Source organism: Streptomyces sp. NPDC032745 (genome assembly GCF_055579465.1).
The window spans coordinates 521,397-546,450 of sequence record NZ_JBVING010000004.1; the positions used below are offsets into that span (position 1 = coordinate 521,397).

19 protein-coding genes and 1 tRNA gene are annotated in these 25,054 nt (G+C 71.7%); 3 read left to right on the top strand and 17 right to left on the bottom strand.

Features of this window, described 5'->3' with window-relative positions; all coding sequences use genetic code 11:
* The first annotated feature begins 80 nt into the window (after positions 1-80).
* Positions 81-314 (top strand): hypothetical protein, encoded by a 234-nt coding sequence (locus ACZ5WG_RS13695; protein WP_468722943.1) that lies wholly within the window; start codon positions 81-83, stop codon positions 312-314.
* On the top strand, positions 311-1,624 hold the full coding sequence (locus tag ACZ5WG_RS13700; protein WP_468722944.1) for an MFS transporter: 1,314 nt from the start codon (positions 311-313) through the stop codon (positions 1,622-1,624). Before ACZ5WG_RS13695 ends, ACZ5WG_RS13700 begins: the two co-directional genes overlap by 4 nt.
* Here the strand turns inward: ACZ5WG_RS13700 and ACZ5WG_RS13705 are convergent.
* The 5 genes from ACZ5WG_RS13705 to ACZ5WG_RS13725 form a co-directional block, all read right to left on the bottom strand.
* On the bottom strand, positions 1,554-2,351 hold the full coding sequence (locus tag ACZ5WG_RS13705; protein ID WP_468722945.1) for a S16 family serine protease: 798 nt from the start codon (positions 2,349-2,351) through the stop codon (positions 1,554-1,556). The genes ACZ5WG_RS13700 and ACZ5WG_RS13705 overlap by 71 nt on opposite strands.
* 128 nt (positions 2,352-2,479) lie before the next feature.
* Positions 2,480-3,121 (bottom strand): IclR family transcriptional regulator, encoded by a 642-nt coding sequence (locus ACZ5WG_RS13710; protein ID WP_053784856.1) that lies wholly within the window; start codon positions 3,119-3,121, stop codon positions 2,480-2,482.
* A 455-nt stretch (positions 3,122-3,576) separates the two neighbouring features.
* Positions 3,577-5,361, bottom strand: coding sequence for a DEAD/DEAH box helicase (locus ACZ5WG_RS13715; RefSeq protein ID WP_468722947.1), 1,785 nt, complete (start codon positions 5,359-5,361; stop codon positions 3,577-3,579).
* A gap of 62 nt (positions 5,362-5,423) precedes the next feature.
* A complete protein-coding gene (locus ACZ5WG_RS13720; protein WP_468722949.1) occupies positions 5,424-5,873 on the bottom strand; it encodes a hypothetical protein in 450 nt (149 codons plus the stop codon).
* A 202-nt stretch (positions 5,874-6,075) separates the two neighbouring features.
* Complete coding sequence (locus ACZ5WG_RS13725; RefSeq protein ID WP_468722950.1) at positions 6,076-7,554, bottom strand: MFS transporter; 1,479 nt, start codon at positions 7,552-7,554, stop codon at positions 6,076-6,078.
* A 181-nt stretch (positions 7,555-7,735) separates the two neighbouring features.
* On the opposite strand from ACZ5WG_RS13725, the gene ACZ5WG_RS13730 reads away from it, so the two are divergent.
* Positions 7,736-7,807, top strand: a tRNA-Cys gene (locus tag ACZ5WG_RS13730).
* 60 nt (positions 7,808-7,867) lie between these two features.
* Here the strand turns inward: ACZ5WG_RS13730 and ACZ5WG_RS13735 are convergent.
* From ACZ5WG_RS13735 to ACZ5WG_RS13790, 12 genes are all read right to left on the bottom strand, one after another.
* Positions 7,868-8,416 (bottom strand): hypothetical protein, encoded by a 549-nt coding sequence (locus ACZ5WG_RS13735; protein WP_468722951.1) that lies wholly within the window; start codon positions 8,414-8,416, stop codon positions 7,868-7,870.
* Entirely contained in the window at positions 8,416-10,710 is a 2,295-nt protein-coding gene (locus ACZ5WG_RS13740; protein WP_468722952.1) for a hypothetical protein, read from the bottom strand. The genes ACZ5WG_RS13735 and ACZ5WG_RS13740 overlap by 1 nt, the downstream gene beginning before the upstream one ends.
* 10 nt (positions 10,711-10,720) lie before the next feature.
* Complete coding sequence (locus tag ACZ5WG_RS13745; protein ID WP_468722954.1) at positions 10,721-11,143, bottom strand: hypothetical protein; 423 nt, start codon at positions 11,141-11,143, stop codon at positions 10,721-10,723.
* 188 nt (positions 11,144-11,331) lie between these two features.
* Entirely contained in the window at positions 11,332-11,919 is a 588-nt protein-coding gene (locus ACZ5WG_RS13750; protein ID WP_468722956.1) for a hypothetical protein, read from the bottom strand.
* A gap of 126 nt (positions 11,920-12,045) precedes the next feature.
* Positions 12,046-14,406 carry a hypothetical protein gene (locus ACZ5WG_RS13755; protein WP_468722958.1) on the bottom strand — a complete coding sequence of 787 codons (2,361 nt, stop codon included), beginning with the start codon at positions 14,404-14,406 and terminating at the stop codon, positions 12,046-12,048.
* A 7-nt stretch (positions 14,407-14,413) separates the two neighbouring features.
* Positions 14,414-14,842 (bottom strand): hypothetical protein, encoded by a 429-nt coding sequence (locus ACZ5WG_RS13760; protein WP_468722959.1) that lies wholly within the window; start codon positions 14,840-14,842, stop codon positions 14,414-14,416.
* Positions 14,843-15,728: 886 nt separating this feature from the next.
* Positions 15,729-16,904, bottom strand: coding sequence for a type VII secretion-associated serine protease mycosin (gene mycP, locus ACZ5WG_RS13765; protein WP_468722960.1), 1,176 nt, complete (start codon positions 16,902-16,904; stop codon positions 15,729-15,731).
* A gap of 21 nt (positions 16,905-16,925) precedes the next feature.
* Complete coding sequence (locus ACZ5WG_RS13770; RefSeq protein ID WP_468722962.1) at positions 16,926-18,347, bottom strand: WXG100 family type VII secretion target; 1,422 nt, start codon at positions 18,345-18,347, stop codon at positions 16,926-16,928.
* A complete protein-coding gene (locus tag ACZ5WG_RS13775; protein ID WP_468722963.1) occupies positions 18,347-18,874 on the bottom strand; it encodes a hypothetical protein in 528 nt (175 codons plus the stop codon). The genes ACZ5WG_RS13770 and ACZ5WG_RS13775 overlap by 1 nt, the downstream gene beginning before the upstream one ends.
* A 168-nt stretch (positions 18,875-19,042) precedes the next feature.
* The gene (locus tag ACZ5WG_RS13780; RefSeq protein ID WP_468722965.1) at positions 19,043-21,388 is read right to left on the bottom strand and encodes a xanthine dehydrogenase family protein molybdopterin-binding subunit; all 2,346 of its coding nucleotides are present in this window, start codon (positions 21,386-21,388) and stop codon (positions 19,043-19,045) included.
* Complete coding sequence (locus ACZ5WG_RS13785; protein ID WP_468722967.1) at positions 21,385-23,664, bottom strand: (2Fe-2S)-binding protein; 2,280 nt, start codon at positions 23,662-23,664, stop codon at positions 21,385-21,387. Before ACZ5WG_RS13785 ends, ACZ5WG_RS13780 begins: the two co-directional genes overlap by 4 nt.
* The gene (locus ACZ5WG_RS13790; RefSeq protein WP_107093410.1) at positions 23,661-24,563 is read right to left on the bottom strand and encodes an FAD binding domain-containing protein; all 903 of its coding nucleotides are present in this window, start codon (positions 24,561-24,563) and stop codon (positions 23,661-23,663) included. The genes ACZ5WG_RS13785 and ACZ5WG_RS13790 overlap by 4 nt, the downstream gene beginning before the upstream one ends.
* Positions 24,564-25,054 lie beyond the last annotated feature (491 nt).

Consider the following 25,054-nt stretch of genomic DNA (forward strand, 5'->3'; position numbering starts at 1 on the left):
CCCCTGATTCCCCGCATAACCGCAGTCCCGCAGTCCCGCAGTCCCGCATTCTCTGCATTTTCTGCAGAAGGAGTCCTGCCATGCACGCCTTCACGCCCGCCGAGATCCACGCCGAGACGCACGCCGCCCGTACCGCCGAACTCGCCGCCGAGGCCGCCGCCTGGCACCTCGCCCGCGAAGCCGCTCCGGCGGCCGCCCCCGCCCTGCGCAACCTGCTCGGCGAGGCCCTGGTCGGCGCCGGGATCCGGCTGATGCAGCCGGCGCACGTCCACGCCCGGATCGCGCGCGCCGCGCACGCCCCGCACGCCGCATGAGCCGGCGCCCCTTCGCGGCCGTTCTGGCCGCCAACACCATCTCCATAGCCGGGAGTTCGCTCACCCTGATCGGCGTCCCGTGGTTCGTGCTGCAGACCACGGGCAGCGCCGGCCGGGCCGGGGTCGTCGCCTTCTGCGCCACCCTGCCCGTCGTCGTCGCCGCGCTCGTGGGCGGCCCCGTCATCGACCGGATCGGCCGCCGCCGGGTCTCGGCGGCCTCAGACCTCATCTGCGCCGTCTCGGTCGGCGCGATCCCGCTGCTGCACTACGCGGGCGCGCTGGAGTTCTGGATGCTGTGCGCGCTGATGGCCGTCGGGGGCCTCGTGCACACACCCGGCCTGACCGCCCGCGGCGTCCTGCTGCCGGACCTCGCCGAGCACGCCGGCACCACCGTGGCCCGGGCGGCGAGCCTGTACGACGCGGTCTCCCGCGGAGCCCGGATGATCGGGGCCGCGCTGGCCGGCGTACTGATCTCGGTCTTCGGGGCCGAGTCCGCCCTCCTGCTGGACGCGGCCACCTTCACCGTGTCGGCGCTGCTGGTCACCGCGTTCCTGCGCGGGGTACCGGCCGCCGAGCCGCAGCGGGCCCCCGGGAAGATCTCCTTCGCCGGCTACCGGGCCGAACTGGCCGAGGGCTGGACCTTCCTCACCCGCTCGCGGCTGCTGGCCGGCATCACCGTGATGGTGATGATGACCAACGGCCTGGACCAGGGCTGGTCCGCGGTCCTGCTGCCCGTGCACGGCCGCGAGGCGCTCGGCGGCGCCACCGCGGTCGGCCTGCTCGTCTCCCTCTTCGGCGGCTTCGCGCTGCTGGGCGCCCTGCTCTACGGGGTGTGGGGCGAGCGGTTCTCCCGCAGGGCCGTGTACACAACGGCCTTCCTGCTGTGCGGTGCACCCCGGTACGCGGTGGCAGCCTTCACCGACACCCCGCTGCCGCTCGCGGTGACGATGGCGCTGTCCGGGCTCGGCGCGGGCATGCTCAACCCGATCCTGACCACCGTGCTCTACGAGAGGGTCCCGGACGAGCTGCGCAGCCGCGTCTCGGGCGTGACCACCGCGGGCTGCGAGCTGACCATGCCGCTGGGCGGGCTCGCCGCGGGCCTGTTCGTCGACGGGCTCGGGGCGACGCCGGCACTGCTGCTGTTCGGCGGCGGGTACCTGCTGACCACGCTCGCGCCGCTGGTCTTCCCCGCCTGGCGCACGATGGAGCGCACACCGGAGCCGGCCGGCCCCGCCGAGATCAGCAGGACGGAACCGGCTCTCCCCGGGTCAGCGCACGCAGCGACTGCACCGCGTCCGTCAGCGAACTGACGGGGACCAGCCGGAGCCCCTCGGGGAGTTCGGACTGCGCGTCGGCGCACTCGGCCTCCGGTACGAGGAACACGCTCGCCCCGTCGCGCTGCGCGGCCTGGGTCTTCAGGGCCACGCCGCCGACCGCGCCGACCTTGCCGTCCGCACTGATGGTGCCCGTACCGGCGATGGTGCGGCCGCCGGTGAGATCTCCGCCGCTGCCGTCGCCGTCGAGCTTGTCGACGATGCCGAGGGAGAAGAGCAGGCCGGCGCTCGGGCCGCCCACATCGGCGAGGTTGAGCTGGACCTTCACGTCCTTCGGGTCCTTGTGGAGGTAGCCGAGGGCGGCCTGGGTGGCCGTCGACTGCGACGTGGCCATTTCCTCCAGGTTGTGCGCCTCGATCTCCTTGTCGCTTCCGCCCGAGGGGTAGACCGCCTCCTTGGGCATGACCGCCCGGCTGCTGTCGAACCAGTCGTCGACGAGCTCGGGCAGGGTCACGGTGGTGGAGGGACCGGTGGCCTGGATCGTGGTCATCCGGAGCTGGCCCGTGGTCTGCCGGGTCGGGGCGCCCGTCACCGTGATCACGGGCTTGCCGTCGCGGGCGCCGAGCACGTCGGCCGTGAGCCCCGGCTGGGCGATCACGAAGGGCAGCGGCGCGAAGGCCGCGGCGGCGAACAGCCCGAGCACGGGCAGGGCGCAAACGGCCAGGGCGGCGGGACGCGGCAGACGTGTGAGGCGAGAGAGCACCCGTCCAATCTATCGGGCGCCCCCCGATGCGCCCACGCCCCGCCATCCCCGCCACCCCCAGGGGGTCACCGACGCGCCTGCGCGCACGGCTTCGGCGCGCCACGGCTCAGGGGCGTCGGCGCAGGGCGTCAGCGCAGGGCGTCAGCGACCTCGCGGGCTGCGTCCACGACGCGCGGGCCGACCCGCTCGGGCACGGCGTCGGACAGCATCACGACGCCCACGCTGCCCTCCAGTCCCGTGATGCCCACGAGGGGCGCTGCAGCGCCGCTGGCGCCCGCTTCGAGCTCCCCGTGAGTCAGCGTGTAGCCGGGCTCGGTGAGCGTGCCCTGACGGGCCGCCAGAATCGCCCGCCCGGCCGCCCCGCGGTCCAGCGGGTGGCGGAAGCCGGGCCGGTAGGCCACGTGGTAGTCGGTCCAGGTCGGCTCGACGACGGCCACGGCGAGTGCCTCGGTGCCGTCGACGAGGGTCAGGTGCGCCGTGGCGCCTATGTCCTCGGCGAGGGACCGCAGCGCCGGCAGGGCCGCCTCACGCACGAGCGGGTGCACCTGCCGCCCGAGCCGCAGCACCCCGAGCCCGACGCGGGCCCGCCCGCCGAGGTCGCGGCGGACCAGGGCGTGCTGCTCGAGGGTGGCCAGCAGGCGGTAGACCACGGTGCGGTTGACACCGAGGCGGTTGGAGAGCTCGGTGACGGTCAGACCGTGGTCGGTGTCGGCGAGCAGTTTGAGGACTCTGAGCCCTCGGTCCAGAGTCTGGGAGGTTTCCGCGGTCACGACGCCTCTCCCTCTCTCGGTGAGCGGCGGTGACTCTCGGGGTGGAACGACGCCGGTCCCACGGCGACGCACGGAGAGGCCGCCGGTAGCGGCCATGGCACCGGCTGCGCTCCCGCGGCGGCGCTGCCACGGGGCGTTCGATGCGGGGACAGTAGCGAGCGGGTCCGCTCAGCGGAAGGCCTCGTCCAGAATCCGGGCGCCAACTACCCCTTTGTGCCGGTTCAGGAGCGCCCGCGGAGCGGATTCGTGACCTCGGCCCGCCGGCGGTGCCTGTGCGATCCCCCGACGCCGGTCCCGAGTCCGCGACCCCCGCAGCGCCGTACTCGGACCCGCGGACGGACACGGAACGTGACCGGGGCCCGTACGAATCTCCGCACGAACCCCGGGACACAGTCCGTAGGAACGGAAGGACGGAAGGACGGGACGACCGGAGAACGGGACCACCGGCGACGGGCTCACCGCATCCGCGTGGCCCACTCCTGCACCTTCTTGATCCGCTCCCGCAGCTGCCCCGCCGTCGCCTCCGCGCTCGGCGGCCCGCCGCACACGCGCCGCAGCTCGGTGTGGATCACCCCGTGCGGCTTGCCGCTCTGGTGGACGTACGCCCCCACCATCGTGTTCAGCGACTTCCGCAGCTCCAGCAGCTCCTTGTGCGAGACCACCGGCCGCCGGTCGGCCGGCAGCTCCAGCAGGTCCGCCTCCGTGTCCGGCTTGCGCCGGCTGTGCGCGATCTGCCGCGACTGCCGCTTCTGCAGCAGCATCTGCACCTGGTCCGGCTCCAGCAGTCCCGGGATGCCGAGGTAGTCCTGCTCCTCCTCGCTGCCCGGGTGCGCCTGCATGCCGAACTCGGCGCCGTCGTACAGCACCCGGTCGAAGACGGCGTCGGACTCCAGCGCCTCGAAGGACATCTGCTCGTCCTCGCCGGTGTCCTCGTCCTCCTGCCGGTTCGCCTCGTCCATCTCCTTCTCGGACTCGGCGTACGGGTCGTCCTCACCCTTCTTCTTCGGCTTGTCGAGGACGTGGTCGCGTTCGACCTCCATCTCGTTCGCGAAGCCCAGAAGATAAGGAATGGTCGGCAGGAACACGGAAGCCGTCTCGCCGCGCCGCCTCGAGCGCACGAAACGCCCGACGGCCTGCGCGAAGAACAGCGGCGTCGAGATCGTCGTGGCGTACACCCCGACCGCGAGGCGCGGTACGTCGACGCCCTCGGACACCATCCGGACCGCGACCATCCAGCGGTCGTCGTTCCCGCTGAAGGTGTCGATGTTCTTCGAGGCGCCGGTGTCGTCGGAGAGCACCAGGGTGGCCTTCGTCCCGGTGATCTCGCGGATCAGCTTGGCGTACGCGCGCGCCGAGTCCTGGTCGGAGGCGATGACCAGCCCGCCCGCGTCCGGGATGCCCTTGCGGACCTCGGTCAGCCGCTGGTCGGCGGCGCGCAGCACGTTCGGCATCCAGTCGCCGCGCGGATCCAGCGCGGTGCGCCAGGCCTGCGAGATGGCGTCCTTGGTCATCGGCTCGCCGAGGCGGGCGGCGATCTCGTCGCCCGCCTTGGTGCGCCAGCGCATGTTGCCGCTGTAGGAAAGGAAGATCACGGGCCGGACGACGCCGTCACCCAGGGCATTCCCGTACCCGTAGGTGTAGTCGGCGGACGACCGCCGAATCCCGTCGTTCCCCTCTTCGTAGGTGACGAAGGGAATGGGGTTGGTGTCGGACCGGAAGGGCGTACCGGTCAGCGCGAGGCGCCGGGTCGCCGGGTCGAAGGCCTCCAGGCAGGCCTCGCCCCAGGACTTCGAGTCACCGGCGTGGTGGATCTCGTCGAGGATGACGAGGGTCTTGCGCTGCTCGCAGCGGTTGCGGTGCAGCATCGGCCGCACGCCGACACCCGCGTACGTGACGGCGACCCCGTGGTAGTCCTTGCTCAGCGGCCCGGCGGAGTACTCCGGGTCCAGCCGGATGCCTATCCGGGCGGCGGCCTCGGCCCACTGCTTCTTCAGGTGCTCGGTCGGCGCGACGACGGTCACCTGCTGCACGACATGGTGGTGCAGCAGCCAGGACGCGAGCGTCAGGGCGAAGGTCGTCTTGCCTGCGCCGGGCGTCGCGACCGCGAGGAAGTCGCGGGGCTGGGTCTGGACGTACCGGTCCAGCGCACCCTGCTGCCAGGCGCGCAGCTTGCTGGCGGTACCCCAGGGGGCACGGCCGGGGAAGGCGGGTGAGAGGTGGTGGGAGGCGGTAGTAGTCACGGTCTCCGGTTCGGGCTCTCGGCGGCGGTGGCGGCGGTCGTACGTAGGACAACCGGGCCACCTTACCGGGGCCGGCCGGCCCCTCGCGGAGGGACAGGCCCGTGACCTCGGCGGGTGCGGTGAGCGTCACATCCGGCGCAACCGGTCGGCGATACGGGCCACATCGGCCTCGCCGCCGGCCGCGACATCGATGACCAGGGCGTACGCGGCGTCCTGGCGGCGTCGGCCAGGTCCATGCCGTTCACGGCGAGGAAGGCCGCGGCGGCGAGCCGGACGGCGCGCTCGACCGCGACCCCGTGCAGCAGCGCGGCCGCCTGCTCGTACGGGTCCTCGCAGGCCGGCGCACCGAACATCCGGGCCCGCGGCCGGTGCACGGCGGACTCCGGCAGCCCGGGCGCGGGCAGCTCGACGCCCTGCTCGTCGGCGAGACAGGCGACGCGGGCCACGTCCAGCACCTCGGCAAGGGTCAGATGCCGCACGCCGATCCCGATCCCGGCCCCGGTCCCGGTCACTGGCTGAGCCTGTTCAGCAGCACTTGATGCCGCTGCGCCAACCGCGCGGCCTCGCTCCCGGCCCGCGCCCGTTCCTGCTGCAGGTACTGGCGGACGGCTTCTTGCGCCACTTCCCCGGGCGAATCCAGCCCCGCCGGCGTTTGAGGCGCGGGGGCCTGAGGGGCAGAGCCCCCAGCGGCACGCGGCCCGCGGCGCAACCCGCCTACGCCTGCGCAGCCACCGGCCCCGGCCGGGGCCCATCGGCGTGCAGCCGGGTCGCGACCCAGGCCCCCACCAACGCCACGCAGGCCATCGGCAGGAACACGACCAGGAACGCCGCGGGGTGCGAGCCCGCCCCCTCGGCGGCCACGGCATGCGCCGCGCCCACCGCTCCCCCGCCCAGAGCGGCGAACGCCGCGCCCCCCGCCGCCAGCAGCACCACGTTGGCCAGCGCGTCCGAGATCTGCAGCGCAGCGGAATTGGCCCCCGCCTCCTCCGGCGCCGAAAGCTCCAGCAGCAGCACACTCGTGGAGCCGATCACCAGCCCCATCCCCAGGCACCCCACCGCCCACGCAGCGGCCAGCGTCCACACCGGAACGGACTCGATCAGCACGGCCGGGGCCGTGGCGATGGCCAAGGCCACGAGCACCATCCCGGCGACCATCAACCGCCCCCGGTACGGGGCCATCCGCCCCTTCGACTGCAGCCACGAGCCGCCCGCCCAGGTCACCCCGCCCGCCGCCAGCGAGAACCCGGCCAGCGTCGGGCTCAGCCCCCGCTGCGTGACCAGCATCAGCGGCACGAAGCTCTCCGCCGCGATGAACGACCCCGCGGCCACCCCGCGCAGCAGCACCACCGACGGCAGCCCCCGCCGCGCCAGGTAGGTCCCGCGCGGCAGCAGCCCCCGTACGGCGGGCACCAGCAGCGCCGTACCGGCCGCGGCCGGAAGCAGCGACAGCCACCGGAGGTCCTGCGCGGCGTACTGCAGGAGCCCCGCCCCGACGGAGATCCCGAGCGCCAGCCGGATCCGCCGCCGGTCGAGGGCGGCGGGCGGCGCGTCCGGATCCACCGGCCCGGACGCGGTCCGCCGTATCGCCGGCAGGGCCACCACCAGCGGGACGACGACCAGCGCCGGTATGCCGAGGAACACCCAGCGCCAGCCGAGGTGCTCGGTCACGGTCCCCGCGGCCAGGGGCCCGACGATCGACGGCACCACCCAGCTCGCGGCGAAGGCGGCCATGATCGCGGGCCGCAGCCGCTCCTCGTACGCCCGGCTCACCACGACGTAGAGGGCGACGATGACGAGCCCGCCACCGAACCCCTGCACGGCCCGCCCGAGGACGAACACCCACATGTCCCCGGCGGTCCCCGCGAGCACCAGCCCGGCGGCGAAGGCTCCGATACCGACGGTCAGCGGCCGCAGCGGCCCCTGCCGGTCGGCCCACTGCCCGGACAGCACCATCCCGAAGAGGCTGGTGGTGAAGTAGGCGGAGAACGCGAAGGCGTACAACCCGATCCCCTCCAGCTCCCGGGCGGCAACGGGCATGGCCGTCCCCACGGCGGTCGCCTCGAAGGCGATCAAAAAAATGACGGAGATGATCCCGATACTGAGCGTCCGGTACGCGGACCCCAGAATCCCGCCCTGGGGCTGGGGCGGGACCGGCACACTGCGCTGTGGCACGCGGGGTTCGAGGGCACTCATCGCCCCAGAGTAAGGCGCGTGCCCAGGTTGCGCCCCTGTCAATTCGGCGGATTCCGCGTTAGGCCGCGGGACCTAGGACCACGCAGACCGTGAACGCAGCATGGCAGTCGCATTGCAGCCCCCGCGCCCCCCTTCCCGCCCCTCGGGACCCCCCGTACGGTCGTACCCGTAACCACCCCACAGCCGTGTGCCCGAGTGGTTGAGGGACTCGCCTGCAAAGCGAGTTACGCCGGTTCGATTCCGGTCACGGCTTCTCCGAAGGCCGCTCAGGAGTGTTCTGAGCGGCCTTCTCTCTTCCGTCCCGCGGTGTCGGCTAGCGCGCGCACTGGGTCTGCTGCTTGCCCGCCTCGACGAACTTCGTCATGAGCCGGGTGAACAACGGGCGGGATCCGCCCTTCTCGACTTGGTCGGTAGATCCGCTGATCGACAGCTCGACCTGAAAGGGCTCGTCGCTCCCCTTGCAGACGAGGAGTACCCGAGCCCCCGTGTTGTACACGATGCCCTTGTCACCCAACGGCAGCGGATCCGCTGCCGGCTTGATCAGCTCGGTGTTCCAGAAGAAGCTCTGCTCCAGCGGCTGGCGCGTTGCCGAGGCCAGGAACCGGTCTTTGCCGTCCACGTCAACACTGCACGTGGCGCCCCGGCGCACCGCGGTCAGCTGCATGTCGACCGGTCCCGACTCCTTCACCTGCTCGCCGTTGCCCACCAAGGGCCCCAAGTCGGATCGGGAGAACACTCCGAAGCAGGTGCGCTCGGGCAGCTTCGAGGCAGCCGTTTCGGTCCCCTCGGAGCAGCCGGTCAGTACGGCCAGGGCTACGGGGGCGGCAGCCGCCAGCGCAAGGGCGGACCGATGGACAGGCATCAGGAACCTCCGTTAGACGTCGCGACCTGGCCTCGGCCGACGGCATGGGCGTTCGCCGTCTCGGTCGACGCGACTCCGGCGAGGGCGTCGATGGTCCGCTGGGTCATGCCGGTTCCCTCGGCGGCCTTCCGGACCGACTGCGCTGCCGACAACCCGGCCTCCGTCTGGGCGTCCGTGTAGTCGATCACCGCCTTGTGGTCGATCTCGCCGATCTTCTCGGCCTTGTCCTTCGTCGCCCGCTCGACCACGCCTTCCGTGATGTCCTCCTGGAGCCACTCCACGACGTCCCCGGCCAGGGGGACCATCTCCAGGTACTTGCCGCCTGCCGCACTGATGGCGCGGTTGACCCACTTGGCGTTGTCCTCGACGCCCTTTACGTACTCTTCCTTCGTGTGGGCGTTCTCGCCGAACGTGCCCTCGGCCCTGGCCTCGGACAGGATGCCCGCGATCTGACCGCCCGGGTGTACGGCACTCTTGATCGCCGCGTCGACATCTTCGTATTCACTGCGATGCGCGATGACGTCGTTGATGAGCGTGGTCGTGAAGGCCCGCTGGGAGGCAGTCATGGCGCCGTACGCGTCCGGGTCCCGGCCCACCGCTCCGATGAACGCCGCCATGTCGGCCTTGTGGAAGTCGGCCATCTCACCGTTGGCCTTGATCATCCCGCTGCCGTTCTCCGCCGAGGCCTGGATGTCGGGCATGTACTCGGCGGCCATCTGGCCGAAGTGGCCCGACAGCCCCTTCAACGGGTCGCTGCCGTCCTCGCCGGGCTTCCCGGTGACCAGTTCGGGCTTGTCCCCGATCTTCTCGACGACCCGTTCCATGACGGCCGCCATCTCCTTGGTGTGCGGCACGGGCTTCGCGTCCTCGTCGCCGGTCACACGGCCCGAGACAGCCGCTTCGAGGGCACTGCCGAGCGCTTCTTGAGCCGGGTGGAGGCTGCTGGTCCCCGACATGTCGAAGCCGTCCACGTACGGCTTCTTGTCGAGCATGTAGTCGACCACGCCCTGCGCCTTGCCGTGCTGCCCGCCGACCGCCTTGTCGTCCTTGGTGACGATGCCGTCGCCGTTGCTGTCCTCACGTACCGGCTCGTTGAAGAAGGCGGTCGCGGCCTCCGGGTTGTGGTTCAACGCCTCCATGAGACCTGTCAGCGGATAGAAGCCCCTGCCGCCCTCCGCCCCATGGTTGAGGGTCAGCTTCGGGTCGAACGGCGCGCCGTGCTCCCACGCCTTCGGATTCTGCCGATCCATGGCGATCATGTCGCGGCCGACCGACGTCAGGAACTCCTTGTCGTACGTCCCCTCGCGCAGCAGCGCCCCCAGCGCCTGATAGCCGTAGACGTTCGTCATCAGGCCGACGTCCATCTCCTTGCGGCCCGCCTTCATCAGCTGGGTCGTCCACGCGGCGTCAAGGTGGTTCGGGACGTCCTTGTGGGTCGCCAGACCCAGCATTGCACCGAGGTCGCTCTGGATGTTGCCGACCATGAGCGCGCGGTCCAGGCCGGCCGGGCCGAGGCCGGTCGCGTCCAGCGACATCTTCGAGTAGGCCTGGAGGGTGCCCTCGGGTCCCACCTGGCGGTAGAAGCCGGTCGCGAACTCGGGGTCGTTGCGGTTGTCGTCGAGCAGGTCCTCCAGCTCGCGCAGCGCCTCGGGGTTGCGGGCCGTGCCGCCTTCGCCGGTGACCTTCTTCATCAGATCGGCGGCGCGGTCGACCTGCTCGGCGTCGAGGGTGGTGTACTTCGGCGCGCTGAAGTCGTGGTCGTCCGAGACGTTGGCGCGCAGTGCGCGGGCCAGGGAATCGTCCGCGTCCGCGCAGTCCTCGACGAGCCGGTCCACCCTCGCCTGCCAGGCCTTGCGGTTCTCCTCCTGCTTGCGTTTGAACTCGGGGTAGTCCGGGTCGTGCCGAGCCGCGTACTCGGTCTTCGGGTCCATCGGAATCGCCGAGACCTTGCCGGCCGCGTCCACTCGGAACCCGGCGGCCGGGGCCTCCTCGTCGACGGCCTTCTTCAGCGCATCCCGGGCGGCCTTGATGGTGGTGTGGCTGTCGCTGAGGAGCTGGTGAACGCCCTTGGCCTCCTTGGCCGCGTCCTCGAACTCCTTGGCCGTCTTGTCGACGAACGCCCGCCCGACGCCCGCGGTGACCCCGCTCCACTCGGCCTTGTCGGACTTGGCCTTCATGCCGTTGCGAGCGGCCTCGGCCATCTCGTCCAGCTTGTCGGCCATGGCCTTCCAGTCCGTGACGGCAGTCTGGAGCTTGTCCAGGGGCGCATTCATCACGTTCTCGTACGTCAGCATGGGGCGCCGCCTACTTGAGGTACTTGTCGATCGCGGGCGTGGTGAGGTCGGCGTACAACTGCTGCTCGTCCTTGGCGTGGGACTTGAGCGAGTAGTTCAGGCCGTTCGAGATGTTCGCGCAGGCGGCCACGAGGGTCTTCACCTGGCTCTCCCACATGGTGCTGACCTTCAGCAGCGCCGCCCCGCTGACGAAGGCCTCCTTCGTCAGCGCCCCGGCGGCCTCGCTGGTGGCGGTTGCGGCGTGCTTGCCGTCCGTCTGGAGCCGCGAGTGCAGCTTGTACGCCTCGGTGCCGATGGCGCCGATGTGGTCCTGGTTGACGTCCAGGTCGCCGCCGCCACCGCCACCGGGCTCGACAGGTACGTGGTTGAGCCGCATGGAGACGTTGGCAGCGGCCGTGGCGCGCGCGGCGGACCATTCCTCGTCGAACGACATCGCGTGCTGTCTCCATCCTGTTCCGGCTCGTGAGCGCGCCTTCGGCCCGGGGTGCGGGGCGAGCGGACGACACCGTAGCCGACGTGTTCCGGCCACTCGACCCCCGCGCCGTGGCCGACACTCCGTCACACGGCCTCACGGCCTGGACTTGGCGACCGTGAGTGCACCGGCGGCTCCGCCGTGTGCGGCTATCCGTTCATCGGCGGCAGCGCATCGGCCCGGTCGGGGAGGGCGCCGTTGTCTGCACAGCCGAGCTCCTTGGCCATCGAGAGGGCGGCCGTGTGTATGAGCAGGAAGTAGTCCTTGTCCAGCACCGCTTCGTCGCCGTTGCCCTTGTCGAACTTGTTGAAGAAGGTGGCGGTGATGCGTAGCGGTACCTCGGCAGTGGAGCCGACGCGCGGGCTGACACAGTCGAATGCGACGCTCCGCTGACGGACGCGGCCTCCCACCTTGACGCCGCTGTCGGTGGCGCCGGGAACGTAGTCCGGGATTCCGGCGTTCTTGCTGAACGCCTTGAACCTCACCTGAGCCGACGGGTAGTGGCCGAACCCGTCGATCTCCTTGGGCTTTCCGGAGACATCGCAGTCTGGCATGGGCATGTTTCGAACCTTCTTCCCCGACCGGTAGGCCTCTTCCAGTTTTCTGGCCATGGCCGCTGTACTCAGGTCCACCTTGTCCTCGCGGATGACGAATTCCGTGGACTGCAGGACCCGCTCCAGGGCTTTGCCCGCCTCGGGTGTGAACAGCGTTCCCCCGCAGACCTGCGTCGCGGACACCGCTTTCGGCTCCTGCAACTGCGGATCGTCCGGCTCGGACGCAGTGCACCCTGCCGCCAGGACACCCAGACTCACCAGGCCGACGACCGCTGCCGACAACGGCCGCACCCCACCCTCCCTGTGCATCTACTTGTCCGGTTCCGAGGCATGCCCCTGCTGAACGGCACGGGAGTTCCCGACCTGGTATCCGTCGCGCATCGACTCGATGAAGTCATTGCCGAAGTTGCTCCGCGGATCGATGTGATGGCGTTCCATGAACTCCTTCATCGGTGCCTCGGCGCTGTGCTCACCTGCCTGGAACATCTGCTTGGTGGTGGCATGCGTCTGCTCTTCGGCCTTGTCCTTGTGCTTCTCCACGGCGTTGTCCGACCACTCTCCGACCACCTGCGAAGCCGCTTGTTCCACCACGCCACTGCCCAGGTCCACAGCCAGCGGAACGACGACCGCCGCTACGCCGGCCGCGACGGCGGTGGCCGGGAGGAAGGCGACACCGGCCGCCACGGCCGCGGTGGTGCCGAATTCGACCCACGCAGCCCGCTTCTCATGGGCCTTCTCGTACTCCTCGTGCTTCTTCTCCCCCTCTGCCTTGACCTGATCGGCTCGGGACTCGTCGAGCATGCCCTGGACCTCGGCGGTGGTCCGGATCGTCGACCGGGCGCGGCCTTCGTCGACCTGCCCGTCGTGCACGCCTTGAGTCTCCAGCACGCTTGCCGAGTAGACGCGTTCGGCCGTGGAGATGGTCGCGTAGGCATCAGGATGCTGCCCCAGCGCGCTGAGCAGGTCGCGCGCGCCCTCGCGGTCGAACCTCGCGTGTGCCTGCTTGTCTCCGGCCCCAGGGGCGAAGACGCTCTTGCCGCCGTTCTCCGCCATGTCGGTCTCGTCGTCGAGAGCGTGGTTGACGTCGTCGATGTATCCGGCGGTCATGTTGCCGAGGCTGTCCGCGAGCGACTCCTGCGCCTTGAGCAGGCCCGCGTCGCCTCCGTACTTCGCGACGGCCGCGTCCATGACCCGCGCCCCCGCTTCGGTCCGGTCGAGAGTGGGCCTCGGGTCGTCCCAGGCGTGGCCCAGGGTTGCCGCCTCCAGGGCGTGGCCGAGGGCGTCCGGCATGTACTGCTGGACTTTCTTCAGGTCGTCCGGGTTCGTGCCCTCCATGTCGATGGTGAAGTCGTACTTCGCGTTGCCGAAGAAGTCGAGGTGGTTCTTGATCGCCTTCTTGTCCGCGTCCTTGCCCAGGTCGGCGGGGCCGGACTTCTCCGTGCCGTCCTGGTTGTACGCGTGCGGGGGCCGATCGGGGTCGAAGAACTGGGCCGAAGCCTCCGGGCTGTGCCCCAGCGCCTCCAGGAAGCTGACCACCGGGTCGTAGCCGGCGCCGTTGACCCCGGAGGGGTTGAAGAGGTTCTTGCCGTAGCCGTTCAGCTGCCGGGCCCGGTTGAAGAAATCCGGATCCTTGGCATGGATCTGCGTGGCGTGTTCGGCGATCGGGACCAGGAACTTGGGGTCGTAGTTCCCGTACCGCATGATGCCGCCCAGCAGTTGGTACCCGTACGGCGGGTGCTGGTCGTACTGGGCAAGCGGGATGTGCTGGGAGCCCAGCTTGCGCAGGTCCTGCGCGAAGCTGTCGGGCAGGTGGGGCTCGCTCTTGGAGTTGGTGGCCGTGGCGAGGTTCAGTCCCAGGTTCCTCTGGAGCTCCTGGACGTCCTTGAGGCGCTGCTCGTCGAGCTTCGAGTAATCGTACGTGTCCGTGGACATGTACCCGAAGAACTGGAGCGCGCCCTTGGGGCCGAGTGCCTCGTAGAAGTCCTTGGAGAACTCCGGGACCTTGACGTTGTCCGCCAGCAGTTCGTTGAGCTCGACGAGCTCGGCGTGCGTCAGGGCCCGACCCTTCTTCGCCAGGTCTGCGGCATGGCCGGCCTGCTCGGCGTCGAGGCTGCCGTACTTGGGTCCGCTGAAGTCGTGGCCGTCGGTGACGTTGGCGGCGAGCAGGCGGGCCAGCGACCGGTCGACGTCGTCACAGTTGTCGATGAGGTCGTCGATCTTCTTCTGCCACAGCCCGCGGTTCTCCCGGATGGACTGCTGGTAGTCGGGATCGTGGCGCGCCGCGTTCCGCTCCCCCTCGGTGGCGAGCGGGGTGGGCGAGACCTTGCCGTCAGCGCTCACCTGGAAGCCGGCCGCGGGCGCCTCCTCGGTCGCGATCTTCGTTAACTGCTCCCTGGACGATGTGAAGACCCCGAGGCCCTCGGTCAGGGCGTTGTGGATGCCCCTGGCCTCCTTGACCGCGTCCTCGAACTCCTTGGCCGTCTTGTCGACGAACCCTCGCGCCACGCCGGCGGTGACACCGCTCCACTGGGCCTTGTCCGACTTGGCCTTCATCCCGTTGCGGGCCGACTCGGCCATTTCGTCGAGCTTGTCGGCCATCGCCTTCCAATCGGTGACGGCCGTCTGGAGCTTGTCGACGGGTGCGTTGAGCACGTTCTCGTACGTCAGCATCGCGGGCCTACTTGAGGTACTCGTCGATGGCGGAGGCGGTGAAGTCGGCTTGGAGCTGCTGCTCGTCCTTGGCGTGGGAGGAGAGCGAGTAGTTCAGTCCGTTGGAGACGTTCGCGCAGGCGGCCACCAGGGTCTTCACCTGGCTCTCCCATGCGGTGTTGGCCCTGGCCAGAGCGGCACCGCTGGCGAAGCCCTCCTTGGACAGCGCACCGGCCGCCTCGGCCGAGGATGCTGCGGCGTGCTTGCCGTCGGTCAGGAGCCGGGAGTGCAGCTTGTGGGCCTCGGTCCCGATGGCGCCGATGTGGTCCTGGTTGATCTCGAGATCACCGCTGCCGGCCCCGCCACCGCCGGGATCGGTGGGGACGTGGTTGAGCCGCATCGAGACGTTGGCCGCGGCGGTGGCGCGCGCGGTGGACCATTCCTCGTCGAACGACATCGCGTGCTTTTCTCCATGTGTCACATCAGCGTCTAACACGTTGAACTGTGCCTGTGGTTACGGCTCCGGCAATGAGCAGGCAGGCTCCCATCCCGAAGGCGGCCCGGGGAAGGACGCTGCGGGTGTCTGTCTGGTTCTGTACGCGGGGTGCGGATGCGGGGGCCGGTTCGCACCGGCCCGAGGACGGTGCGGCGGATGACGCGGCTGTCGCCCCGGCCGCTGCGGGTTCGGGCAGCGGGAACGTGTCCGGGGGACTGGGGTCGCCGGGGGGAGCGGACAGCTCGATGGGCGGGGCGTACGACTCCGCAGCCGACGTGGTCACTTGGTGGCTGGGGTCGGCGGGGTGCGCGGACCGCCGCAGGGCGGCGGGCGGGGCCCCCAGTCGCCGACCGAGGGGGAGATGAGCTCGCCCTTGTGTCCGGCGTTCCGGACGACGGCGTCGGGTTTCTCGCTCTGACCCGGCCCGTCTTTGGAGTCCGCCGCGAAGCGGATCGCCTCGGTGATCCGCTGATGGATGCGCCGGGTTCGCCGCCCCCTTCGGGGAGGCGGAAGGGCGGGTTTGGCCCCTGGGGCCCGGCCGCTAGCCGGTGCCCGCGCTCAGGGCGGCGATACCGGTGTCGTGGTCGTTGGGGAGTCGGCGCGCCCGTCGCCGTCGACCCGTGTGAGACGTCCCTGCCCAGGACCACCTGGCCCTCGAGTTCGGGGATCCGGCCGAGGTCGGTGTGCATGACGCCCTTGCCGGTGCCGGTCTTCCGGGCGTCGTCGGCCTTCACGGCAACGAGATGCCGCTGCTGGGGCCGGACCGTCTCCCGCCGGCAGGGGCCGACCCCGGCCTGCGGGAGACCCACCGAGGCCGAGGTCGTCCCGGCCTCCGCAGCGGGCGTCGTCAGGCGTTCCTGCGCCGGACCACGACCGCCGTGACGGCTCCGCCGATGAGGACACAGGCCCCCAGGCCGAGCCCGATCCAGAGAAGGCTGCTGCCGCCGTCCTTCTTGGCCTCTGCCTGGGGCGCACTGGACTCGGGCTTCTTGCCGTCGGCCGACGGGGCCGGCGAATTCTTCCCGTCCGCCCCAGCCAGGTCGGGGAGCGGGTAGACATCCGCCGGACCGGGGTCACCGGGCGTGGGGACGGCAATCCGGGGCCGGACGATGCCGTAGCCGATGTAGTCGTTGCGCGGAGCGCCGTCGGTCGGCTTGCCGGCGGTGTTCAGGAGGACGCGAAGGACCTGGTTGTTGGTCCAGTTCGGGTGCGCGGACCAGAGGAGGGCGGCGGAGGCGGAGGCGAGGCCCGACGCGTCACTGGTGCCGTGGGTCTTGCACAGCCCTGTCTTTCCGGTGCAAGCCATCACGATGTCTACGCCCGGGGCAGAGAGGTCTACTTGCGAGCCGTGCTGTGATTCCTTGGTCGGTTCACCCTTGGCATCCACTGCACCGACGCCCACCACTCCGGGCGTCGCAGCCGGGTATTCGACCCTGTTGAGGGTATCTCCGGAGTTGCCGACAGCGGCGAAGATCAGCTTGCCCTTCGAGAGCGCGTACTTCACCGCGTCCGCTCGCCCCCGATCACCCTCCGGCGTGCTGGTCCTGCCCAGGGAGATATTGATGACCTTGGCGTCCGAGTCCGCCGCGTATCGAATAGCCGCGACCAAAGACGGGGTGTTGTCGTCTTCCAGCAAATCGGGTACACGGATCGGGAGGATCTTGACGCCGGGTGCAAGTCCATAGGCGCCATCGCCACTCGGGTGCTTTCCGGTTCCGGCGATGACTGCAGCCATGCCAGTGCCGTGCCCGCTGTAATCGTTGTCTTTGTCTCCCTCGGCATCACCAACGGGAAAGACTGCGCCGGGAAGGACCTGCCCCTCAAGCTCCGGGATGCGATTCACTCCGGTGTCGATCACCGCGACGGTGATCCCCTTCCCGGTGCTGGTCTTCCAGATGTCGTCGGCCTTCATGCTGTCGAGATGCCATTGCTGCGAGCGAATGGTCTCCGCATGGGCCGGGGTCGCGGCGACCCCGGCCAGCAGCAGGCCTACCAGGGCCGCGGTCGCCTTGCGCATGTGCATCTCGTGCAACGTCCGTTCTGCTCAGTCGATCACCGGCGGTGCAACACGACGGTTGCCCTGCCAGGTCTCTTCGTCCTCGACCAGGTAATCGGGGCGTTCGCCGCCCTGGTCCTCACGCCGCCTGCCCGGAGCATGCGTACCCGCACCCGCGTGGCCCATGGCACCGCCGCTGTTGCGTACGAGACCCGAGCCGCCCTGGGTGAACGGCTGACCGCCGGTGGCCATGCGTCCGCCTGCCACAGCCTGGCGGCCGCCCACGATGCCACCCGGCTCCGAGGCCAGCCGGCGTGCCGCAGGGGAACCGCTCACGCCGCCGGCGTGGCCACCGCCGCCACCGTGCGGACCACCCATCATGCCGCGGCCGGTCTGCGTACCTTCGGTACCGATGACCGTGCCGCGCGGGATACCCGGGTTGGGGCCGCTGGTCGGCACCTGGCGGCCGCCCATGATGCCGGAATCCCGCGGGGGCAGCCCAGCGATCGGGTTGACCTTACTGAGGCCGTTACCGCCGGGACCGACGGTCGGCAGCGGTCCGGGACCGAGTCCGGGAATCGTCTTCCCGGTGATCGGCGGGAGCCCCACGGGCGGGAGGGGAGCGACGGGGCCCGGTCCGGGGCCCACCGGGAGGTTGGGGACCGGCGTGCCCGTCGTCGGGGGCAGGGTCGTCGTGGGCGGCGGCAGGGTCGCAACGTGGTCGAGGTCCACGTCCACGTTACGATCCGGGAGCCCGGGCAGCGGCGTGGGCACTGTCGTCTGGGGTGGGGTGGCGTCCGCCTTCGGCTGATGGCCCGGCACCCACCCCGGTTCGTTCTCAGAGCGGCTGCCACCAGGGTCAGACGGCCCGTATGTCGCGTGGGTCCCCGATCCCGAACTGCTCCCCGGACGAGCCATCTCCTCACCGCCAAAGCGGTCCTTTGGCACGAACGCCTCCGGCGGCGGCGGGAACGTAGGGATCTCCGCCTTGTTCATCTCGCCGTACGACAGCTCGTACGACTGCGCCAGGTTGTTCATCAACCTGATCGACTCGCGGTGGTCCGCGTCGAGCTTGCTCCGCTCCTGGCTGGCGATCTGCTGCGCGTCCGGGTCGTTGTGGGCCTTGCGGGCCGCTTCCAGGTTGTCGGCGGCCTTCGTGTCGTAGGCGGGCATGTCCCGCGCCTCGATCATCTTCTGGACGGTGTCGCCCATCCACTTCGCGCCCGTCGCGCTGTACTCGCTCAGCCGCAGCGTCGCGTTGCCCGCCCGGCCCACCCATTCCTGGAACTTCGTTGCCGCTTCGCCCTCCCAGCCGGTGACCCGGTGGTTCTTGAGCTTCTCCGCGATCTTCGCGATGTCCTCGGACGCCTTCTGCAGGCGGTCGGCGCGGTCCTTGACCGCCGTCGGGTCCAGCGAGGCCCGCATCTCACGCAGCTTCTGGTGCGAGTAGCCCTCGAAATTCGTTGCCATCAGTAGTTGCCCCCCGTCGCGTTGGTGTCAGGGTGCTTCGAAGCCGCCAGCTTGCGCTGCTCCTCGGGCCACGGGTCGCGCTCCGGCACGTACTCTGCCTCTGCTTGCTTGGCGATAGAGGCCATTCGACGCCTGGTGTCCTCGTCCACCCCGGCAAAGCCGTTACCCGCCGTCAAGATCGCGATCCCCAAAGCCTCGATCTGCCCCGCCAAGCCCTTCGAGAGCTTCTCCAGCTCCGAGACGACCGTCGTGTACGACTTGAAGAGGGCGTCGGCCTCCGGGAAGCCCGAGCCGAGCTTGGCTGCCGGCAGGGTGTTGGTCGCCAGCTTCTTGTGGTCCGCGGCCGAGCCCGTGAGGTCGTCCAGGAGGTCATCGACCATCTTCTGGTACTGCGACAGCGTGTCGTGCTCGATCTTCAGGTCGGCCGCGGCCTGCTGTGACGCCGCCTGCTTCCTGATCGCGTCCGCCAGGCCCGAACCGAGGCCGGTCAGCCCCGCCAGACCGTCCGGTGTCTTCTCCTCTGCCACGATGGCCTCCCCGACTCCCCGAAATCCCCGGGGTCGCGGCGTTTCCGCCGCGGCCCCTCCCCGTTCGCACCCGTTCAATCGCGCGCGTACTACGTCTTACCGATCACTCTAGCGACCGGTTCCGACAGTCCCAAGCTCGGGGTTGCACGTGCAATGGGGGTCACACGGTCATGAGTTGGGCGCCGCGACCGCCGCTGAGGGGCGGATCGGGAGCCTGTTGACCGGGCGGCCCGTGGCCGACCGTACCGCCGAGGCTACCGCCGCCGGGGCCGTCACCACAGGGATCGCGCTGGCCGCTTTCGCCCCGAACGGGGCCACCACGTCCCGCTCTTCGACCAGTTTGACGATGCGGACCACCGGGGCGTCCAGTGACGTCGGCAGCGCATAGCCCGTCAGGTCGGGGTGGCGGATCAGGCCCGAGGCCGAGCGGAGGTTCTCCGTCAGGGCCGCGCCCACGCCCTGCGTGACGCCCGCTTCGATACGGGCCTCCAGCTGGCGGGGGTTGAGGATGCGGCCCACGTCCTGGGCCACCGCCAGCTCCACCACCCGTACCGAGCCCAGCTCGATGTCCACGTCCACCACCGCGCGGATCGCGCAGAAGGCCAGGCCCACGAAGGCGTCGCCCTGGCCGTCGCCGTCCAGGGGTTCCGTCGGGTGGGGGCGGCACTGGGCCGTCGCCCAGAGTTCCTTGCCCGCCATGGCTTCCGAGACCGTCGTGGAGAAGGCTCCGTCGTACGAGGTGATCCGGCCGTCCTGGATCTGGAGGAGTTCCGTCGACATGCCCAGCTTGTGGGCCATCGGCTGGAGGAGCTGGGTGCGGACCATCTTGGCCGCCCGCTCGACCGCGCCTCCGCTCACCCAGGTGTGGCGGCCGTGCGCCGCCGGGCCTGCCGGCGGCTGGTCGGTGTCGACCGGGGCCGTCACCACCTCGTCCACGCCCAGCGTCTCCTGGACGATCTGGCGGGCGAGGGTGGAGAAGCCCTGGCCGGTGTCCACCGCCGCGCAAATGACCGTCGCCGACCCGTTGACGACCTTGACCGTCGCCGTCGAGACCTCGTCCGTGCCCTCCGCGCCGAGCATGTGGACCATGCCCACGCCGTACCCGACGCCGCGCCGCACCGCGCCCGGCTCGCCCGCGCCCTCCGGGCCGCCCGGCAGCAGCCACTCGTCCTCCGGGGTGTCCTTCGGGAGGGAGGGGAGCGGGAAGTCGCGTACCGCGCGCAGGAGTTCGGCCACGGGGGCCGGGCAGGTGACCGTCTGGCCCGTCGGGAGCAGGTCGCCCGTCGCCAGGACGTTGCGCAGGCGCAGTTCCGCGCCGTCGATGCCGAGCGCCGCGGCCAGTTTGTCCATCTGGCCCTCGTACGCGGCGCAGACCTGCATGGCGCCTTCGCCCCGTACGTGGCCCGACGGCGGGTTGTTCGTACGGACCGCCCAGCCCTCGACGAAGGCGTGCGGGACGACGTACGGGCCGCAGGCGAACGCCACCGCCGCGGCCAGCGACTCGGAGGACGAGTCCGCGTACGCGCCCGCGTCCATCAGGATCTGGGCCTCGACCTTGACCAGGCGGCCGTCCGCGTCCGCGTGGTGGCGGTAGCGCAGCAGCGTCGGGTGGCGGTGGGTGTGGCCGAGGAAGGACTCCTCGCGGGTGGCGGCCAGCTTCACCGGGTGGCCGGTACGCAGGGCGAGCAGGCCCAGCGGCAGCTGGAAGGCCGCGTCCTCACGGTCGGCGGTCGCGCCGGGGACGCCGGTCACCACGACCCGCACCCGGTCGGGTTCGAGGCCGAAGCACGCCGCCGCCAGGTCGCGGTCCAGGTGCGGGTCGGTGGAGGCGGTGTAGATCTCCACGCCGCCGTCGGGCCGCGGCACGGCCAGCCCGGCCTCGGCGCCGATGGGCGCGGGGTCCTGGCGGCCGATCAGGTACAGGCCCTCGACGACGACCTCGCCGGTGGCCTCCGGGTCGCCGTAGCGGAGCGGGATGTGCCGGATCAGGTTGCCGTCGGGGTGCAGGGCGGGGGCGCCGAAGGACTGCTCGGGGTCCGTCACCGCGTCGAGCAGCTCGTACTCGACGGCGATCGCGGCGGCGGCGAGGCGGGCGGTGTCCGGGTGGTCGGCGGCGACGGCGGCGATGGGCTCGCCGTGGTGGCGGACGACGTCGTGGGCGAAGACCGGCCGGTCGGCGATGCGGCGGCCGTGCGTGGTGGCGCCGGGGACGTCGGCGTGGGTGACGACGGCGCGCACGCCGGGCATGGCGGCGGCCGCGGAGGTGTCGACGGAGAGGATGCGGGCGTGGGCGTGCGGGGAGCGCAGCACGGCGGCCCAGAGCAGGCCCTCGGCCCACAGGTCGGCGGCGTACGGGAAGGTGCCCTCGCTCTTGGCGCGCGTGTCGGCGGCCGGTACGGAGGCTCCGATTCCGCGCGGTACCTCCTGCTCACCCGCCTCGGGCGGCGCGGCGGCCGAAGCGCTCGTGGAGACCGTTACCGTCGCCGTTGCCGTGGCCGCGTCGTGCCCGCTCACGCCATGCCTCCGTGGTGGTGGATCCCGCCCTCGCCGGGCGGCGCCTGGTGCGGGATGCGCGCCTCCGGGCCGTTCCCGGCGCCGTTCCCGAGCCCGGCCCCGTTCACGGCCCCGTTCCCGGGCGCAGCCGCCGGGGCGTCGGCCGCGGCCGTCGCCCCGCGCTCCGCGACGACCTCGCGGACGGCCTCGATGACGCCCTTGTAGCCGGAGCAGCGGCAGAGGTTCCCGCACAGGGCCTGCCTGGTCTCCAGCTCGCTGGGGGCGTGGTTGCCCTCCAGCAGATCGTGGATGGTCATGGCCATGCCCGGCACGCAGAACCCGCACTGCACCGCACCCGACCTGCACAACGCCTGCTGCACGTCGGAAAGTTCCCCGCCGCTGGCGAGCCCCTCCACCGTGCGGACCTCGCTGCTGGCCGCCGTCGCCGCCGGGACCAGGCAGGAGGCCACGAGCCGGCCGTCGACCTGCACCGCGCACGCACCGCACTCGCCCTGCGAGCAGCCGTCCTTGGCGCCGGCGAGGCCGAGGCGCTCGCGCAGCACGTAGAGCAGGGACTCACCGATCCACGCACCGGTGACGGGCCGGTCGGCGCCGTTGACGCGCAGGACGTAGGAAGCCAGCGGGTGCTCGTGATGGGCGACGGCCTCGGCAGTCGCTTCTTCTTCGTACGCCGGCCCCTCGATCGGGAAACCTCCGGCCGTTCCCGCATCCGGCGTCGCCACAGCGCTGTCGGCGGTGTCCGCACCCGGCGCGGCCGCAGCCCCGGCTTCGCCCGAGCCCGGGCCCGAGCCCGGACCCCCGGCCGCCCCGGCCTCCGGAACCACCCCGGCGGCTTCGCCGGGTCCGGGCCCGAAGCCGCGCCCGTCCGTGCCGGCAGGCTCCGCCGTGAACCCGTGCTCACCGGCCGGCCCGGGCTCGGCCCCGGCGGCGCCGTGGCCGGATGCCGTGAAACCGTGCCCGTTCGTGTCCCCGGGCTCCGCGAAGCCTCCGGTACCGCCGACGCCGCTGATGCCGCTGATGCCGTCGGCGCCCGGACCACCCGCGAGGGCGTACTCCGCCGCCGCGACGGCGCTCACCTCGCGCTCGCGCTCCCGCTCCGCGTCCGGCTCCGCAGCGCCGGCCACGTCTGCAGCCCCGGCCACCTCTGCAGCCCGAGCCACGCCCACGGCCACCGCCGCGTCGGCCGCAGCCACCGCCGGCGGCTCGGGGGCCTCTGCCCCCGGATGCGGCCGCTCCGCCGTGACCGGCGTCGCCGCCGGGCCGTGGGCGGCCTCGATGTCATGCGGGGCCGGATGCCCCGGCTCCCCCTCCGGGAGCGTGCCCACGCCGGGCCCGCCCAGCACCCTCGGGCCGCGCCCGGGGCCGCCGACGCCGGGGCCGCCGAGCCGCCGCAGGCCCGCGCCCGGGGTGCCCGCGTCATCCGCGTCCGGCCGCGCCTCGGGCAGCACGCCCGAGCTCATCACGGCCCCCGGAACGGCACCGGGAACGTCATCCGGAACGGCACCCGGACGCGCGGCTGCCAGGGCCTCGAAGTCGGGGTGGGTCGCCCAGGGGGCCGCAGCGCCGCCCGGCAGCGTCGCCGGAGCCTGGCTCCAGTCGGCCTCCAGCCCGCTCCGCCGGAACTCGCCGGTCTCCTCGGGGAGTTCCGGGAGGGTCCACTGGCCGGTGGTCACGGGCTCGGAGTCCTGCACGGCCTCCGGGAACCGCCACTCGGCGGTCGCACCGGGATCGTGCCCGGCCTCGGCCGAAGCCGGACCGTGCCCCGCCGCCCGGCCCTGGGCGTGGCCGTGAGCCCGGCCCTGACCGAGCTCCTGGCCGATGCCCGAAGCCTGCCCCTGGTCCGCGAACGCCGCCGCCACCGACGCCGGAATCGGGATCGAGGCCGGGATCGGCCCGCCGACCGGCGCGGGCGCGGCCGCGCCCACAGCACCGGCACCGGCACCGCCGGCCCCCGTACCGGCCTGAGGCGTCGTCCCCGCCTCCGGCCACTGCACCGGAATCGACCACGTCCCCGTCGCCGCCGGGTCCGCGCTGGCGGAGCCCAGCGGCACGATCATCGGCGGCGGCACGTAGCCGTGTCCGGGCGCCGCGAGCGGCTCACCGGTGCCGAGCGCGTCCAGCATGTCCTGCGGCAGCTTCACGAAGGCCGTCGCGTCGGAGTCGTACTCGCCGCCCTGCGGCACCGGCTCCCAGCCCCAGCCGGCGCCGGTCCGGCCCGCAGGCCCTGCGGGACCCGTCTCCCCCGTCGTTCCGCTCACGTTCTCGTTCTCACTCATGAGGTCAGCGCCCTCCCCAGGGCCCTCCGTGCCAGCACGGCCACCGTCCGCCGCAGATGCAGTACACCGGGAGCCACCGGTTCCCCCTGGTCGGGCACGCAGGCGGCCGCAACGTACTCGCCGAAGGCCTCCAGCGCCTCGGGGGCCAGGGTCCGCTCCCCGTCCCAGTCGATCAGCGAGGCCACCCACTGCTCGGCCTCCAGCGGCCGCAGCGGCATCGGGGCGACCGCGCCGATCGCGCAGCGCACACCGCGACGCGCGGGGTCCAGCACGAGCCCCACGGACGCCACGGCGCGCCCCGGCCCCGTACGCCCCGTGGCCTTCAGGAAGACCTGCGGCGCGTGCAGCAGCGGCACCCGTACGAAGCCGATCAGCTCGCCGGGCCGCAGCATCTCGCGGCCGGCCAGCAGGTGCGAGACCGGGATCTCCCGGCGCGAGCCGCCCGGGCCGTGGATGACGAGGATCGCCTCCAGCGCGGCCAGTACGGGCAGTGCGTCGCCCGTCGGCGCGGCGGTGGCGATGTTGCCGCCGAGGGTGCCGGCGTTGCGGATCTGCGGGGGCCCGGCGGCGCGTGCGGCCGCGGCCAGCGCGGGGATCAGAGCGGCGAAATCCGGCCGTCCCATCCGCGCGTGGGTGAGCCCGGCGCCGAGCAGGGCGTGCCCGTCCTGGTACTGCCAGCCGCGGATCTCGTTGATCCGGCCCAGGCCCACCAGCGCGGCGGGCCTCAGCAGCCCGGCGTTGACGGCGGCCATGAGGTCGGTGCCGCCGGCGACGGGCACGGCAGCGGGCATGGCGGCGAGCGCCGCCACGGCCTCGTCGAGCGAGGCCGGCAGCGTCACGGACTGCGCCGCCTGCGGCCCCTGAGATGAATGCAGTGCATGCGGTGCGTGCGTGGTCAACCCAGCTGCCCCTTCCCGATGTCCCGGTCCCGGCGCTCACGCCTGTCCGCCGTACGGTACGTGCTCACCGCCGGGACGTGGCAACTCTGGCACATCTTCCCCACCGCCCGGCGCGAGGGTCCGGCGGGCGCCCCCTGAAGCTCCCGGCCGTCCGGTTTCCCCCGTATCCACCGAATCGACCGAATCGGAAGTATTCGCCGAATACACCGAAATCGAGCAAGAGTTCCCGACAACCCCCAAGAACGAAGGACGTCCCGGAAGCCTCCGGAGTTCCGCAGAAGTCCGAAGGATTCCGAACAGTGCCGAACCGTCCGGAAGGCCGTACGGGCCCGCACGAGGCCGCGCGTCCACCGCCCGCAGCCGCTCGGGCACGGCACGACCACCCCGCGAGGCCGCGCGAGACGCCACGAGGCCCCCGCGAACGCCGCGCAAGGGGCGTGCGAGGGCACGGGAGGTGCGCGGAAGGGCACGCAAGGGCGCGGACGGGTTCC